A 13,992-nucleotide genomic window follows, 5' to 3' on the forward strand; every position below is an offset into this window, starting at 1 on the left:
AGGGCGTCCGGCGCGCTGCGCACCGGACGCCCTTCCGAGCCCGACCGGGCTCCTCAGCCGCCGTCAGTCCTCGCTGGAGGCGGACGGCAGCTTGGACTGGATCAGGTCCATGACCGAGGAGTCGGCGAGCGTGGTGACGTCACCGACCGCACGGTTTTCCGCCACGTCGCGCAGCAGGCGGCGCATGATCTTGCCCGAGCGGGTCTTCGGCAGCTCCTGGACCGGCAGGATCCGCTTCGGCTTGGCGATCGGGCCGAGCGTGGCGCCCACGTGGTTGCGCAGGTCCGCGACCAGGCTCTCGGTCTCGGAGGCGCTGCCGCGCAGGATGACGAAGGCCACGATGGCCTGGCCGGTCGTCTCGTCGTTGGCGCCGACCACGGCCGCCTCGGCGACCGAGGGGTGCGAGACGAGCGCCGACTCGACCTCGGTGGTCGAGATGTTGTGGCCGGAGACCAGCATCACGTCGTCCACGCGGCCGAGCAGCCAGATGTCGCCGTCCTCGTCCTTCTTGGCGCCGTCGCCCGCGAAGTACTTGCCCTCGAAGCGCGACCAGTAGGTGTCGATGAACCGCTGGTCGTCACCCCAGATGGTGCGCAGCATCGCCGGCCACGGCTCGGTGAGGACGAGGTAGCCGCCTCCGCCGTTCGGGACCTCGTTCGCCTCGTCGTCCACGACGGTGGCGGAGATTCCGGGCAGTGCGCGCTGAGCCGAGCCCGGCTTGGTCTCCGTGACGCCCGGCAGCGGGGAGATCATCATCGCGCCGGTCTCGGTCTGCCACCAGGTGTCCACGATCGGGCAGCGGTCGCCGCCGATGTGCTTGCGGTACCAGATCCAGGCCTCGGGGTTGATCGGCTCGCCGACCGAGCCCAGCACGCGCAGGCTCGACAGGTCGAACTTCGCGGGGATGTCGTCGCCCCACTTCATGAACGTACGGATGGCCGTGGGTGCCGTGTAGAGGATGGTGACGCCGTACTTCTGCACGACCTCCCAGAACCGGCCCTGGTGCGGGGTGTCCGGGGTGCCCTCGTACATCACCTGGGTGGCGCCGTTCGCGAGCGGCCCGTACACGATGTAGGAGTGCCCGGTCACCCAGCCGATGTCGGCGGTGCACCAGTAGACGTCGGTCTCCGGCTTCAGGTCGAAGACCGCGTGGTGGGTGTACGCGGACTGGGTGAGGTAGCCGCCCGAGGTGTGCAGGATGCCCTTGGGCTTACCCGTGGTCCCCGAGGTGTACAGGATGAAGAGCGGGTGCTCGGCGTCGAAGGCCTGCGGCGTGTGCTCGGCGGACTGGCGGCCGACCACCTCGTGCCACCAGACGTCGCGGCCCTCGGTGAAGGCGGTGTCCTGGCCGGTGCGGCGTACGACGACCACGTGCTCGACCTGCGGGCACTTGGTGACGGCCTCGTCGATGGCGGGCTTCAGGGCGGTCGGCTTGCCGCGGCGGTAGCCGCCGTCGGCGGTGATGACCAGCTTGGCGTCGGCGTCCTGGATCCGGGAGGCGACGGCGTCGGCGGAGAAGCCGCCGAAGACCACGGAGTGCGCGGCGCCGATGCGGGCGCACGCGAGCATCGCGACGACCGCCTCGGGGATCATCGGCAGGTAGACGGCGACGCGGTCGCCGGCCTCGACGCCCAGCTCGGTCAGGGCGTTCGCGGCCTGGGAGACCTCGGCCTTGAGCTCGGCGTAGGTGATCGCGCGGCTGTCGCCGGGCTCGCCCTCGAAGTGGATGGCGACGCGGTCGCCGTTGCCGGCCTCGACGTGCCGGTCCACGCAGTTGTACGCGACGTTCAGCTTGCCGTCCGCGAACCACTTCGCGAAGGGCGGGTTCGTCCAGTCGAGCGTCTCGGTCGGCTCCGTGGCCCAGGTCAGCCGCCGGGCCTGCTCGGCCCAGAAGCCCAGCCGGTCCGCGTCGGCCTGTGTGTACGCAGCCTCTGTCACATTGGCGGCGGCGGCCAGATCGGCGGGCGGTGCGAACCGCCGCTCCTCCTTGAGCAGATTGGCCAGGCTTTCGTTGCTCACGACATCTCCCTTTCCCAGGGTGTCCGTTGTGTCCCCGGGCATAGCTCATCAGTCAGCGGCCCAGGTGACAAGGGGTAGCCGGAAATTGGTTTAGACCTATAGCACGTCCGGAGCCATGCGACGGCCCCTTCCCGCCGCAGGGTGCGAGAAGGGGCCACGCGATTGCACGGATACGGGAGGCTATCGGTTCATTGCCGCTGTGGTTCAGGCGTTCTGTCCGACGGTGTCGAAGACCCGGCAGTCGAAGAAGTCCTCGCCTTCGGACAGCAGGTAGGCCGTCGCCTCGCCCACGTGGAAGTACATCCCGTGCAGCTCCAGCGTGCCCTCGGCGAGCCGCCTCGCGACCGATTCGTGGGCCCGCAGGTGCTCCAGCTGCTGCACCACGTTGGTCAGGCACAGCTGCTCCACGGCGTCTGCCGGGAGCCGGCCCGAGATCCGGGCCCAGGCGTGGTGCCGGCTGGCCATTCGCTCCAGGCTGGGCAGCCCGTGCCGCAGCCAGCGGCGCAGCGGGGTCATCGGGGCGCCGGGGGAGGCGCTGAGGAGCGCCTGCATGGCCCCGCAGCCCGAGTGGCCGCAGACCGTGATGCTGTCCACCTTGAGCACGTCCACCGCGTACTCGATGGCGGCCGCGACCGAGTCGTCGGTGGACTCGGCACCCGGCAGCGGGACCAGGTTGCCGACGTTGCGGACCGTGAACAGGTCGCCCGGCCCGCTGGCCGTGATCATGCTCGTCACCAGGCGGGAGTCCGCGCAGGTGAGGAAGAGCTGGGAGGGCCGCTGCCCCTCGCGGGCCAGCCGGGCCAGCTCGTCCCGTACGTGGGGGGCGGTGTCGCGCTGGAAGGCGCTGATCCCGTTGGCCAGTTGACCGGCGCCGCGCCGGCGGGCAGCAGGCGTGGGCGCGGCCGCGGGCCCCGATGCCGCTGACGCGGGAGCCCCCGCCGCGTCGGAGCCGTCCGTGGCGGTGGCCGTGGTCCCCGCGGTGTCCATACGGGTGTCCGCGGCGCGGTGGTCGCAGTGGTTCTGCCACGGCGTCCAGGGGCGGCAGCACTGGTGGCCCCCGCGCTGCGGGGCGCGCCCGTCCGGGTCGGAGTCTGGTGCCGCGTCGGCGCGGCGGCCGGTCACCTCCACCGTTCCGCCGTGGGCGCGGTGGGCGTCCTGCCAGTCGTGCAGCGTCTCGTATGCCGCGTGGTCCATGAACGAGCCGTCCAGCTCGATCAGGGCATGCCCGTCGGGCGGAATCTGGTTCAGCACCCGGCTCAGCCGCGGCACCGCGAGGAAGGTCAACTGGCCGCGCGCCCACACCCGGTGGACCCCGGTCTCCAGCTGCTCCAGTGTGATCCGGGTCCGCGCCAGCCGGTGCAGGGCGAGCGCGACCGCCACCGCGATGCCGATGGCCACGCCCTCCAGGACCCCGCCGAGGACCACTCCCACGATGGTCGTGCCGTAGACCACGATCTCGCGGTGCCGGGTGACGGTCCGCAGGTGCGTGGCGCTCACCATCTGCACGCCCACCGCCATCACCAGCGCGGCCAGCGCGGCCAGGGGGATCAGGTCGAGGGCGGGGACGAGCAGCCCCGCCGCGAGCAGCACCCAGAGGCCGTGCAGCATGACCGACCGCCGGCTGACCGCACCGGACTTGACGTTCGCCACGCTGCGCATGGCCCCGCCCGCGACGGGCAACCCGCCCAGCGCGCCGGAGATGATGTTCGCGGCGCCCTGGCCCCGCAGTTCCCGGTTGAGGTCGGCGCGCGGCGGGCGGTTGCCCGTACCCCGCTCGGAGGCGATCAGCTTGTCGGTCGCGACCGTGGAGAGCAGGGATTCGACGCTGCCGACCAGGGTGACGGTCAGGACGGCGGCGATGATGCCGAGGACCGGGCCCTCGGGGAGCTCGGGCAGGGCGTGGCTGCGCCACGACGGCAGGTCCACCCGGGGCAGGCTGAGGCCGGCCAGGGCGGCGAAGGCGGTGGCCGTCGCCACGGCGGCGAGCGCCGCCGGCACCTTGCGCAGGGCGCGGCCGGTTCTGCCGGGCAGCCTCGGCCAGCTGAACAGGACGAGCAGTGTCAGTGCGCTGACACCGAGTGCGACGGGGTGCAGATCGGCCAACTGATTCGGCAGGCCGAGGACGTTGGCGACGGCGGAGCTCTGCGGGGTGCCGCCGAGCACGATGTGCAGCTGGGCCAACGCGATGGTCACGCCGATGCCGGCGAGCATGCCGTGCACGATGGCCGGGCTGACCACGAGCGCCGACCGGGCGGTGCGCAGCAGGGCGAGGCCGAGCTGGCAGAAGCCGGCGAGCACGGTGACGGCGCAGGTGGTACGCCACCCGTAGTGCCGGATCAACTCGGCGCTGACGACCGTGAGTCCGGCGGCGGGGCCGCTCACCAGGAGTGGGGCCCCGCCGAGCCGTCCGGCGACGATGCCACCGACGGCCGCGGCGACCAGCCCGGCCTGGAGCGGGGCGCCGGTGGCCAGGGCGATGCCGAGGGAGAACGGCAGGGCGATCAGGAAGACGGCGATGGAGGCGGACAGGTCCGCGGGGAGGTTGTTCGTCGGAGTGGGGGAGGTGGCAGTCATAAGGTCCCGTCTCCTCGGGGGGAGGGATGAAGCGGCGGGAGTCTCAACACTCGGTAAATGGAGGGTAATGGAGAGTAAAGAGAGGCGGTAGGCAATACGGGCAAATGGCCTATGAATTAACCCTCTAGGGTGATTAAGCATTTTGTCCGGCTTGTCACACCTTCCTCATGTCGGATCGCGTGGGACGTTGCGGCGCGGAAGTCATGCGATGAACTGTGAGGGAGAGGTGGGGCGGATGATCGCCGCCACGAAGAAGATCGCCGGTGGCCTGGCCGCCACGGCGCTGGTCCTGGGAGTCGCCGGGTGCAGCGCCTCGGAACCCGCCAAGGCCCCGGCCCCCGGAAGCCAGAACGCCCGGAAGGGTGCCGCCGCCCCCGAGGCTCCCGGCAGCGTCAACCGGCTCATCGGCGACGGTTCGACCGCGTACACCGGCCCGCAGCCGAACGTGCGGAAGGCACAGAAGCTGAAGCCCGGTGAAAAGCCGCCGCAGTTCGTGGTGTTCTCGTGGGACGGCGCCGGCGAGGACAGCCAGAAGCTCTTCTCGCACTTCCGCGAGGTCGGCAAGAAGTACAACGCCCGGATGACGTACTTCCTCAGCGGGGTGTACATGCTCCCCGAGGAGAAGCGTTCCCTCTACACCGCCCCGCAGCACGAGTCCGGCCGCTCCGACATCGGCTTCGGCGACCTCCAGGGCATCAAGGACACCGCCACCCAGGTCCGCGCGGCCTGGCTGGAGGGCAACGAGATCGGTACCCACTTCAACGGCCACTTCTGCGGCCCCGACGGCGGCGTCGGCACCTGGTCCGTGGAGGAGTGGAAGAGCGAGATCAACCAGGCCAAGTCGTTCGTCAAGAACTGGAAGACGAACGCGGGCCTGAAGAGCATGGAGGCGCTCCCCTTCGACTACGACAAGGAACTCGTCGGGGCCCGCACGCCCTGCCTCGAAGGCCAGAAGAACTTCATGCTGGCGGCGAAGGACATGGGCTTCCGCTACGACTCCAGCGGCATCAGCAAGCAGCTCTGGCCCAAGAAGACGGACGGGCTCTGGGACATCCCGCTGCAGCTGGTGCCCGTGCCGGGCCGCGCCTTCGAGACCCTGAGCATGGACTACAACTTCATGACGAACCAGTCCGGGACGACCTCCCAGGGCGACCCCTCGCAGCACGCGTACTGGGGCGACCAGATGCGCGACGGCCTGCGCGAGGCCTTCGACCGGGTCTACCAGGGCAACCGTGCCCCGCTGATCATCGGCAACCACTTCGAGTCCTGGAACGGCGGCACCTACATGCGCGCCGTCGAGGAGTCCATCAAGGGCATGTGCACCCAGAAGGAGGTCCGCTGCGTGCCGTTCCGCGAGCTTGCGGACTGGCTGGACGCCCAGGATCCCAAGACGCTGGAGTGGATGCGCACCCTCGACGTCGGCGAGGCGCCCAAGGAGGGCTGGACGAAGTTCCTGAGCGCGGGGCCGCCGCCCGCACCGCCGACGGCCCCCGCCGGGGTCAAGCCGGCTGCGGAGCCGGCTGATGCCGGGTCGGACGAGGGCTGACGAGCGCGTCCGGGTCGGCCGTCTCCGGTTCGCGCTCGGCATCGCCGAGGCCCTCCCAACCCGGACTGCCCGCACGATCCTCGCGACCCGCACGACCCTCGCGCAGGACGAACCCGGGGTCGACCTGGTCCGCCAGGTCGACCCCGGTCTTGGCGTTGCCCCAGCTCTCAGCGTTCTTGAGGTGGAACCGCACCATCTGCTCGGTGTACCGCTCCCAGTCGCGGTGCGCGTACGAGTCGTCGGCCGCGTCCTGGAGGGCCTGGAGTGCCAGCCGGTTGGTCGCCTCCAGCAGCTCGAAGGCGGCCGGCCGGCCCTTCTCCATCGCCCGCACCCAGTCGGAGTGCCCTACGGTGACCAGCAGGTCCTCGCCCACCTCGTCCTGGAGGAACTCGATGTCCTCCGGGCCCTGGACCTTGTTGCCGATGACCTTGAGCGAGACCCCGAAGTCCCGCGCGTACTCCTTGTACTGGCGGTAGACGGAGACGCCCTTGCGGGTCGGCTCGGCAACCAGGAACGTCACGTCGAAGCGGGTGAACATGCCCGAGGCGAAGGAGTCCGATCCGGCGGTCATGTCGACGACGACGTACTCGTCGGGGCCGTCGACGAGGTGGTTGAGGCAGAGCTCGACCGCCCCGACCTTGGAGTGGTAGCAGGCCACGCCGAGATCGGCCTCGGTGAACGGCCCGGTGGCCATGAGCCGTACGGGCTCGCCGTCGAGCAGGAGCGTGCGCGCGCAGGCCTCGTACACCGGGTTGTCCTCGGTGACCCGCAGCAGGCGTGATCCCCGGCCGGGCGGGGTCGTCTTGATCATCGTGTCCGCGGACGCGATGCGCGGGTTGGAGCCCCTCAGGTACTCCTTGATCAGGGGCAGGTGCGCGCCCAGGGCGGGCAGTGCGGCGGCCTCGCCCTCGTCGAGTCCGAGCGCGGCGCCCAGGTGCTGGTTGATGTCGGCGTCCACCGCGACGACGGGGGCCTCATTGGCGGCGAGGTGGCGGATGAAGAGGGAGGACAGCGTCGTCTTGCCGCTGCCGCCCTTTCCCACGAAAGCGATCTTCATGTTCACCAAGCGTAGTGGGTTGAACGCGTTGAGTTGTCGAGGTGAGTGAAGAAGACCACTCCAAGGAGGGGTCGGTGCTACGGGTGCGCAGTGCGTAGGCTCCCTACTTATGAGTAGCGCTTCTGACCCGTTGGCCGCCCTGTCCGGGCTGCCGGGTGTCGCCGATTCCGTGGATTCCGTACGCAAGGCCGTGGACCGGGTCTACGGGCACCGGGTGATGCGCCGCCGCAGTGCCGAGATCACCTCGGAGGCCGCGCTGCGCGGCGCCCGCGGGAGCGCGGCGCTGTCCGGTGCGGACTGGGCGCTTGAGGAGGTGCGGCGGCGGACCGACTTCGGGTCGGAGCCCGAAGCACTGACGGTGGGCGCCGCGTTGCGGCTCACCGCCGAGGCCGGTCAGTTGCTGAGCATCTGGCGCCAGTCGCCGCTACGGGTTCTGGCGCGGCTCCACCTCGTGGCGTCGGGGTCGACGGCGGAGGGTGACGTGGTGGGCCGCCCCCGCCTGGCGGGCGAGCCGGTGGACGAACCGCTGGTCGAGCTCCCGCTGCCGAGCGCCGAAGAGGTCGCGGGCCGGCTGGACGGGCTCTCCCGCCTGATCATCGCGGGCGGCTCGGCCCCGGCGCTGATCACGGCAGCCGTGGTGCACGGGGAACTGCTGGCCCTGCGCCCCTTCGCCACCTACAACGGCTTGGTCGCGCGGGCGGCCGAGCGCATCGTCCTGATCAACAGCGGGCTGGACCCGAAGGCGATCTGCCCGGCAGAGGTCGGCCACGCGGAACAGGGCCGGGAGGCCTACCTCGCCGCGTTCGACGGTTATGTCTCCGGTACCCCTGACGGGATGGCCGCCTGGATCGCCCACTGCGGGCGCGCGATCGAGCTCGGCGTCCGCGAGTCGACGGCGGTCTGTGAGGCGCTGCAGCGCGGCGCGGCCTGAGCCACTCGGCCGGGCCTCTGCTGGTTGGCCTGCCTGCCTGCCCGCTTGCGCGCCTGGCGTGGCCGGCAGCCGGCTGGGGCGGGCACTGCTGAAAAATGGCCGGACATGGGTTGCGGCGACACCGTCTTGCTTTGGTGTCGCCGCTGGCACTTACGCCCAGTTACCAAGCGTCCTCGATGGTTGCCCATCAGGTCGGGAACTTTGCCCGTCACCTGGTGCGGCTGGCCCGTAATCGACGGGTCGACGTCGCGTGGGTGCTAGACGTTCATGCTTCGGTCCGTGGGCCTTACTGCGTTTTAAAGATGATCCTCTCGGATGTTCTTTGGTCTCGCGGGCCGTTGCTTTATTTGTACTCCGCTTCGGAGCCATGCGAAACCCCTAACTCCACTTTTTACTTACCGGGACGACTTCGGGCGAACCGGACGGGCTGTATCGCCCCAGGTGAGGACATTCGCCCCGGTGGGCAGCGGGCGGGCCGCAGTGGGCTTCGGGCGGGTTCGGGCGGGCATTTCAGGCGTTCGTCAGGCGGACGCGGCCAGTGCGCGGCTCCGGCGGCGGCTCGCGCACCAGACCAGCCCGGCGGTGGCGGCGGCCGCACCCACGGCGGCGGCCGCGATCAGTGCCGGCCGGGCAGGCATCGACAGCCCGGGCAGTCGCTGCTTCAGCCGCACCGGGCGGTTGAACACGAGCACCGGCCACTCCCGCGCCAAGGCCTCCTTGCGCAGTGCCCGGTCGGGATTGACGGCATGCGGGTGTCCGACCGCCTCCAGCATCGGGATGTCGGTGGCCGAGTCGCTGTAGGCGTAGCACCGGGCGAGGTCGTACCCCTCGGACTCCGCGAGCTCGCGGACGGCTTCCGCCTTCGTCGGTCCGTAGGCGTAGTACTCGATCTCGCCGGTGAAGCAGCCGTCGTCGCCCACGACCATGCGCGTGGCGACGACGCGGTCGGCGCCGAGCATCTCGCCGATCGGCTCGACCACCTCCGCGCCGGAGGTCGACACGATCACCACGTCGCGGCCCGCCGTGTGATGGGCCTCGATGAGGGACGCGGCCTCGTCGTAGATGATCGGGTCGATGAGGTCGTGCAGGGCTTCCGCGACGATCTCCCGCACCTGCTGCACGTTCCACCCCTTGCACAGGGCGGAGAGGTACTCGCGCATCCGCTCCATCTGATCGTGGTCGGCGCCGCCGGCCAGGAAGATGAACTGCGTGTACGCGGTGCGCAGCACGGCTCGCCGGTTGATCAGGCCGCCCCGGTAGAAGGACTTGCTGAACGTCAGGGTGCTCGACTTCGCAATGACCGTCTTGTCCAGGTCGAAGAAGGCTGCGGTGCGAGGTGAGGAGTGCGGCAAGGGCTGATTTTCCACGCCCCGAGCATATGCGCCCACCATTCGGCGTAAGGTGTGGCGCGTGGGTTTGCCTGAGAAGGCTCTCGGGTACACCATGGAAGTCACGGATCGTTCGCGACCGTGCTAACCCGGTCTGGCTCCTCCCCCCCCGAGTCGGACCGTGGGGACGACCCCCGCTCTCCCCCCCGGCGGGGGTCGTCGCATGTCCGGACGCGGTTCGCGTCCCTCCTTCGGCCCCAAGTGACCATTCCTGCGGCCCTCCTGTCGTACGAGGCCTCCCCGGGCGTAGGCCCTCACTCCTCCAGACTCGTGACGTTGCGTAGTGGTTCCGCCGCGCTCTGGAACTCACCTGTGAGGGTGACCGGGTTATTCACAATCGGTTCGGCGTCCACAGTTTCCGAGCAAGATCCACTTCTTTTTCCTGATCGCTGCACGGTGATTCCAGCCGCGAAGTCCGCGGTGCTGGATTTGCAGTGAGAAGGGGGCGGAGATCGTGGCTCGATCGAAGTCGTGTGAAACGCCGGAGTCCGTGTCCGTGGTGGGCGGGGTCGGGGGCGCCTCCGCGGGCCCGGCCGTCGGCGGGCGTCCGCTGATCATCACCGAGGATCCCCTGCTGCTGGACGACCTGCTGCGGCTGTGTGCCGCTGCGGGCGCCGAGCCGCACGTGCACCACGAGGCGACGGAGCAGGACGGCGCTGGCGGGCCCGGTGGGCCTGGCGGGAGTGCCGGATGGGAATCCGCGCCCTTGGTGCTGGTCGGGGACGACGCGGCCCGGCGGGTGCGCGGGGCGCCGCGCAGGGACGGCGTGTTCCTGGTGGGCCGGGATCTGGACGACCCCCTGGTGTGGCAGCGGGCGGTGGAGATCGGCGCCGAGGAGGTGCTGAGGCTCCCGGACGCCGAAAGCCGTCTCGTCGACCGCATCGCCGACGTGGTGGAAGGAGCCGGCCGGCCCGCGCTCGCCGTCGGGGTGATCGGCGGCAGTGGCGGGGCCGGGGCCTCCACCCTCGCCTGCGCACTCGCCGTCCGCGCCGCGCACACCGGGGAGCGGACCATCCTCATCGACGGAGACCCGCTGGGCGGCGGCATGGACGTCCTGCTCGGCGGCGAGGGCGCGGAAGGGCTTCGCTGGCCCGACTTCGCCGCCTCTCGCGGACGGGTGGGTGCCGGAGCCCTGGAGGAGTCCCTGCCCGAACTGCACGCCCTGCGCGTGCTCAGCTGGGACCGCGGAGACCGGGTGGTGGTGCCGCCCGCCGCGATGCGGTCGGTGGTGTCGGCCGCGCGCCGCCGTGGCGGGGTCGTGGTGGTCGACCTCCCGCGAAGGGTGGACGAAGCCGTGGCGGAGGTATTGGCCCAGCTCGACCTGGTGCTCATGGTGGTGCCGGGCGAGCTGCGGGCCGTGGCCGCCGCGGGCCGGCTGGCGGCCGGGGTGCGGATGGTGGCCCGGGACGTGCGCGTCGTCGTTCGGGGCCGCTGCCCGGGTGGTCTCGATCCGGAGGCGGTGGCCGCTTTGCTGGGGGCGCCGCTGGCCGGGGAGGTGCCGGTCGAAGTGGGACTTCCCGGGAGGGTGGCTGAGGGGGAACCGCCGGGAGCACATGGGCGCGGCGCGCTGGCCCGCTTCTGCGACGGCTTCTGGCAGCGGGCGCTCGGCTCCGCCCAGGGGGTGCCGGCATGAGTACGCTGCTGCTGGACGCGGTGCGCCGCCAGCTCGCCGAGAGCGGGGCGGAGCCGACCCCGGCGCGGGTGGCGGCGGCCCTGCGGTCCCAGGGCCGGCTGCTGGGCGACGCGGAAGTGCTCGGCGTCGCCGCCGAGTTACGGTCCGAGCTGGTCGGCGCGGGCCCCTTGGAGCCGCTGCTCGCCGACCCGGAGGTCACCGATGTGCTGGTGGCGGCCCCCGACCGGGTGTGGGTGGACCGCGGTGGCGGGCTGGAGCTGACGGGAGTGACCTTCACCGACCCGGAGGCCGTGCGCAGACTCGCCCAGCGGCTGGCCGCCGTCGCTGGGCGCCGGCTGGATGACGCCCGGCCCTGGGTGGACGCCCGGATGCCCGACGGCACCCGGCTGCACGCGGTGCTGCCACCGGTGGCGGTCGGGTCGGCCTGCCTCTCCATGCGGGTGGTGCGGCCGCGGGCGTTCACGCTGGAGGAACTGGTCGCGGCGGGGACACTGCCGCCCGGCGGGCACCGGCTGCTGCGGGAGATGATCGAAGCCCGGCTGTCCTTCCTCGTCTCCGGCGGGACCGGAACCGGTAAGACCACCCTGCTCAGCGCCCTGCTGGGGCTGGTCGGCCCCGGTGAGCGGATCGTGCTGGCCGAGGATTCGGCCGAGCTGCGCCCCGACCATCCGCATGTGGTGCGGCTCGAGGCCCGGCCCGCCAACCAGGAGGGCGCGGGTTTGGTCACCTTGGCCGACCTCGTCCGCCAGGCACTGCGGATGCGGCCCGACCGGCTGGTGGTCGGCGAGGTCCGCGGAGCCGAAGTCGCAGACCTGCTCGCGGCGCTGAACACGGGTCACGAAGGCGGCTGCGGCACGGTCCACGCCAATGCCGCAGCCCACGTCCCGGCCCGGCTGGAGGCCCTGGGGACGGCGGCCGGGCTCGACCGGGCCGCCCTGCACAGCCAGTTGGCGGCCGCGCTGACCCTGGTGGTCCACCTGGTGCGGGACCGGGAAGGGCGGCGCCGGGTGGCCGAGGTGCACGTGCTGGAGCGGGATGCCGCCGGTCTGGTGGTCACCGTGCCGGCGCTGCGCTGGGCCGCGCGGGGTTTCGTGCGGGAGCGGGGCTGGGAGCGGCTGCGCCCGCTGCTGCGAGGTGCCCGGTGAGCGCCGTGGCGGCCCTGCCCGTGCCGGTGTTCGCGGGGGTGCTGTGTGCCGGGGCGGCCGCCTGGGGTCTGACCGGCGGCGACCGGGTGTTCCGGCGGGCCCGCGCGGTGGTCACGGCCGGGGGCTGCCCGGTGGCGCCGCGCGGACCGGTGCGCCTGGACCGGCTGCTGGCCGCCGTACGGATGCGGGCGGTGCGGTGGCGGGAGTGGTCCTGCCTGGGGGCCGGACTGGTGGTCGCGGTGCTCGGCGGGTCGGTGATCCCGCTGCTGGCCGGGGCGGCCGCGGTGCCGCTCGTACGGCGGTGGCTGCGGACACGGGCGCGGGAGCGGACCCGGACGGCGCGGGCCGCAGAGGTGGTGGCGCTGTGCGGTGCGGCGGTGGGGGAACTGCGGGCGGGAGCCCAGCCCGGGCAGGCCCTGACGGCGGCGATACGGCGGACGGCGGCCGGCCCCGGCGGTCCGGGGGCCATGGAGGCGGGAGTGCTGGCCGCCGCGGCGTTCGGCGGGGACGTACCGGGGGCACTGCGCCAGGCGGCGCGGGAGCCTGGCGCGGAGGGGCTGGCCGGGATGGCCGCCTGCTGGCGGGTGTCGGTGGACGGAGGTGCGGGCCTGGCCGCCGGGCTGGACCGGCTGGAGGGGGCCCTGCGGGCCGAGCGGGACCGGCGGGAGTCGCTGAGGGCCCAGTTGGCGGGGGCGCGGTCCACGACGGTGGTGCTCGCCCTGCTGCCCCTGGTGGGCCTGTTGATCGGCACGGGACTGGGTGCGGATCCGCTGCGGGTACTGCTGCACACCCCGATGGGGTGGGGCTGCCTGCTTGCCGGCGGGGTGCTGGAGGCGCTGGGGCTGCTGTGGTGCCGGCGGATCGTGCGGATGGGGGAAGGGGAAGGGTGATGGGTGGCTTCGCGATCCACAGGCTGGGGATCGTGCTGTGTCTGGCGGTGGCCGCGCTGTGCACGGTGTCGGCGGTGGCGGCCGGGCTCCGGGCGCGGCGGGCCCGGCGCAGGATCGGAGTTCTGCTGGGGGTCGGGCCAGGGCCGCGGGTGCCGGCGCCGGGTGCGCGGCTGCGCGGGGTGGTGGCGGCCTGGGCCGCGCCGGCCGGTGCGTTGCTGGCCGGCTGGGTGCTCGTCGGCGGGCTGGCCGGCGTGGCCCTCGGCGCCGTGGCGGCGCTCGGGACGCGGAGGTGGCAGTCCAGGGCGCGGCCTGCGGCCGGGGTGGACCTGCGGGAGGCGGAGCGTCAGCTGCCGTTCGCAGCCGATCTGCTGGCCGCTTGCCTGGCGGCCGGGGCCGGGCCGGTGGAGGCCGCGGAGGTGGTGGGGGAGTCGCTGGGCGGCCCGGTGGGCGAGCGGATGGCCCGGGCCGGGGCGGAGTTGCGGCTCGGCGGCGAACCGGGCGCCGCGTGGGGAAGGCTGGCGGAGATACCGGGCGCCCGGGCCCTCGCGGAATGCCTGGAACGGGCCGCCCGGACGGGCGCTCCTGCGGCGGAACCGGTCTCCCGGCTCGCGTCGGCGCTCCGGGAGGACCGGAACCGGCAGGCGGGCGCCAGGGCGCAGCGGGCGGCGGTGTTCGTCACGGCGCCGGTGGGGCTGTGTTTTCTCCCCGCTTTTCTCGCGATCGGAGTTGCTCCGGTGGTGATCGGAATGGCCACCGGTCTCCTCACGAACACCTGACGCCACATTAACCACGCACATCAGTAAGAAAAT

10 protein-coding genes are annotated in these 13,992 nt (G+C 72.1%); 6 read left to right on the forward strand and 4 right to left on the reverse strand.

Annotation, left to right across the window (positions count from 1 at the left end; genetic code table 11):
* Positions 1–63: 63 nt before the first annotated feature.
* Complete coding sequence (gene acs, locus AB0D48_RS13070) at positions 64–2,061, reverse strand: acetate--CoA ligase (protein ID WP_362394612.1); 1,998 nt, start codon at positions 2,059–2,061, stop codon at positions 64–66.
* 162 nt (positions 2,062–2,223) lie between these two features.
* Positions 2,224–4,593: a SulP family inorganic anion transporter gene (locus AB0D48_RS13075; protein ID WP_362394615.1), complete on the reverse strand. Its 2,370-nt coding sequence runs from the start codon at positions 4,591–4,593 to the stop codon at positions 2,224–2,226.
* 235 nt (positions 4,594–4,828) lie between these two features.
* On the opposite strand from AB0D48_RS13075, the gene AB0D48_RS13080 reads away from it, so the two are divergent.
* Positions 4,829–6,139 (forward strand): hypothetical protein, encoded by a 1,311-nt coding sequence (locus tag AB0D48_RS13080; RefSeq protein WP_362394618.1) that lies wholly within the window; start codon positions 4,829–4,831, stop codon positions 6,137–6,139.
* Here the strand turns inward: AB0D48_RS13080 and AB0D48_RS13085 are convergent.
* On the reverse strand, positions 6,093–7,196 hold the full coding sequence (locus AB0D48_RS13085) for an ATP-binding protein (RefSeq protein ID WP_362394620.1): 1,104 nt from the start codon (positions 7,194–7,196) through the stop codon (positions 6,093–6,095). The genes AB0D48_RS13080 and AB0D48_RS13085 overlap by 47 nt on opposite strands.
* 109 nt (positions 7,197–7,305) lie before the next feature.
* On the opposite strand from AB0D48_RS13085, the gene AB0D48_RS13090 reads away from it, so the two are divergent.
* Positions 7,306–8,127 (forward strand): oxidoreductase, encoded by an 822-nt coding sequence (locus AB0D48_RS13090; protein WP_362394622.1) that lies wholly within the window; start codon positions 7,306–7,308, stop codon positions 8,125–8,127.
* 521 nt (positions 8,128–8,648) lie between these two features.
* Here the strand turns inward: AB0D48_RS13090 and AB0D48_RS13095 are convergent.
* Positions 8,649–9,518 carry an HAD-IB family hydrolase gene (locus AB0D48_RS13095; protein WP_362394624.1) on the reverse strand — a complete coding sequence of 290 codons (870 nt, stop codon included), beginning with the start codon at positions 9,516–9,518 and terminating at the stop codon, positions 8,649–8,651.
* A gap of 496 nt (positions 9,519–10,014) precedes the next feature.
* Here AB0D48_RS13095 and ssd point away from each other — a divergent pair, with 496 nt between their 5' ends.
* The 4 genes from ssd to AB0D48_RS13115 are packed head-to-tail and all read left to right on the forward strand — an operon-like array spanning position 10,015 to position 13,959.
* Positions 10,015–11,148 (forward strand): septum site-determining protein Ssd, encoded by a 1,134-nt coding sequence (gene ssd, locus AB0D48_RS13100; protein WP_362394960.1) that lies wholly within the window; start codon positions 10,015–10,017, stop codon positions 11,146–11,148.
* A complete protein-coding gene (locus AB0D48_RS13105; RefSeq protein ID WP_362394627.1) occupies positions 11,145–12,293 on the forward strand; it encodes a TadA family conjugal transfer-associated ATPase in 1,149 nt (382 codons plus the stop codon). The genes ssd and AB0D48_RS13105 overlap by 4 nt, the downstream gene beginning before the upstream one ends.
* A 5-nt stretch (positions 12,294–12,298) precedes the next feature.
* Positions 12,299–13,183, forward strand: a complete 885-nt coding sequence (locus AB0D48_RS13110; protein ID WP_362394963.1) for a type II secretion system F family protein — start codon at positions 12,299–12,301, stop codon at positions 13,181–13,183.
* Complete coding sequence (locus tag AB0D48_RS13115) at positions 13,183–13,959, forward strand: type II secretion system F family protein (protein ID WP_362394630.1); 777 nt, start codon at positions 13,183–13,185, stop codon at positions 13,957–13,959. Before AB0D48_RS13110 ends, AB0D48_RS13115 begins: the two co-directional genes overlap by 1 nt.
* The last annotated feature ends 33 nt before the right edge of the window (positions 13,960–13,992 follow it).

The sequence above is a fragment of the Streptomyces sp. NPDC048269 genome (genome assembly GCF_040652395.1).
Classification (GTDB): Bacteria; Actinomycetota; Actinomycetes; order Streptomycetales; family Streptomycetaceae; genus Streptomyces.

Bases quoted from the DNA above. Each gene is read 5' to 3' on its own strand.
- acs (WP_362394612.1), bottom strand. From the start codon at position 2,061: ATGCCCGGGGACACAACGGACACCCTGGGAAAGGGAGATGTCGTGAGC.
- AB0D48_RS13105 (WP_362394627.1), top strand. From the start codon at position 11,145: ATGAGTACGCTGCTGCTGGACGCGGTGCGCCGCCAGCTCGCCGAGAGC.
- AB0D48_RS13090 (WP_362394622.1), top strand. From the start codon at position 7,306: ATGAGTAGCGCTTCTGACCCGTTGGCCGCCCTGTCCGGGCTGCCGGGT.
- AB0D48_RS13115 (WP_362394630.1), top strand. From the start codon at position 13,183: ATGGGTGGCTTCGCGATCCACAGGCTGGGGATCGTGCTGTGTCTGGCG.
- AB0D48_RS13075 (WP_362394615.1), bottom strand. From the start codon at position 4,593: ATGACTGCCACCTCCCCCACTCCGACGAACAACCTCCCCGCGGACCTG.
- AB0D48_RS13080 (WP_362394618.1), top strand. From the start codon at position 4,829: ATGATCGCCGCCACGAAGAAGATCGCCGGTGGCCTGGCCGCCACGGCG.
- AB0D48_RS13095 (WP_362394624.1), bottom strand. From the start codon at position 9,518: ATGGTGGGCGCATATGCTCGGGGCGTGGAAAATCAGCCCTTGCCGCAC.
- AB0D48_RS13085 (WP_362394620.1), bottom strand. From the start codon at position 7,196: ATGAAGATCGCTTTCGTGGGAAAGGGCGGCAGCGGCAAGACGACGCTG.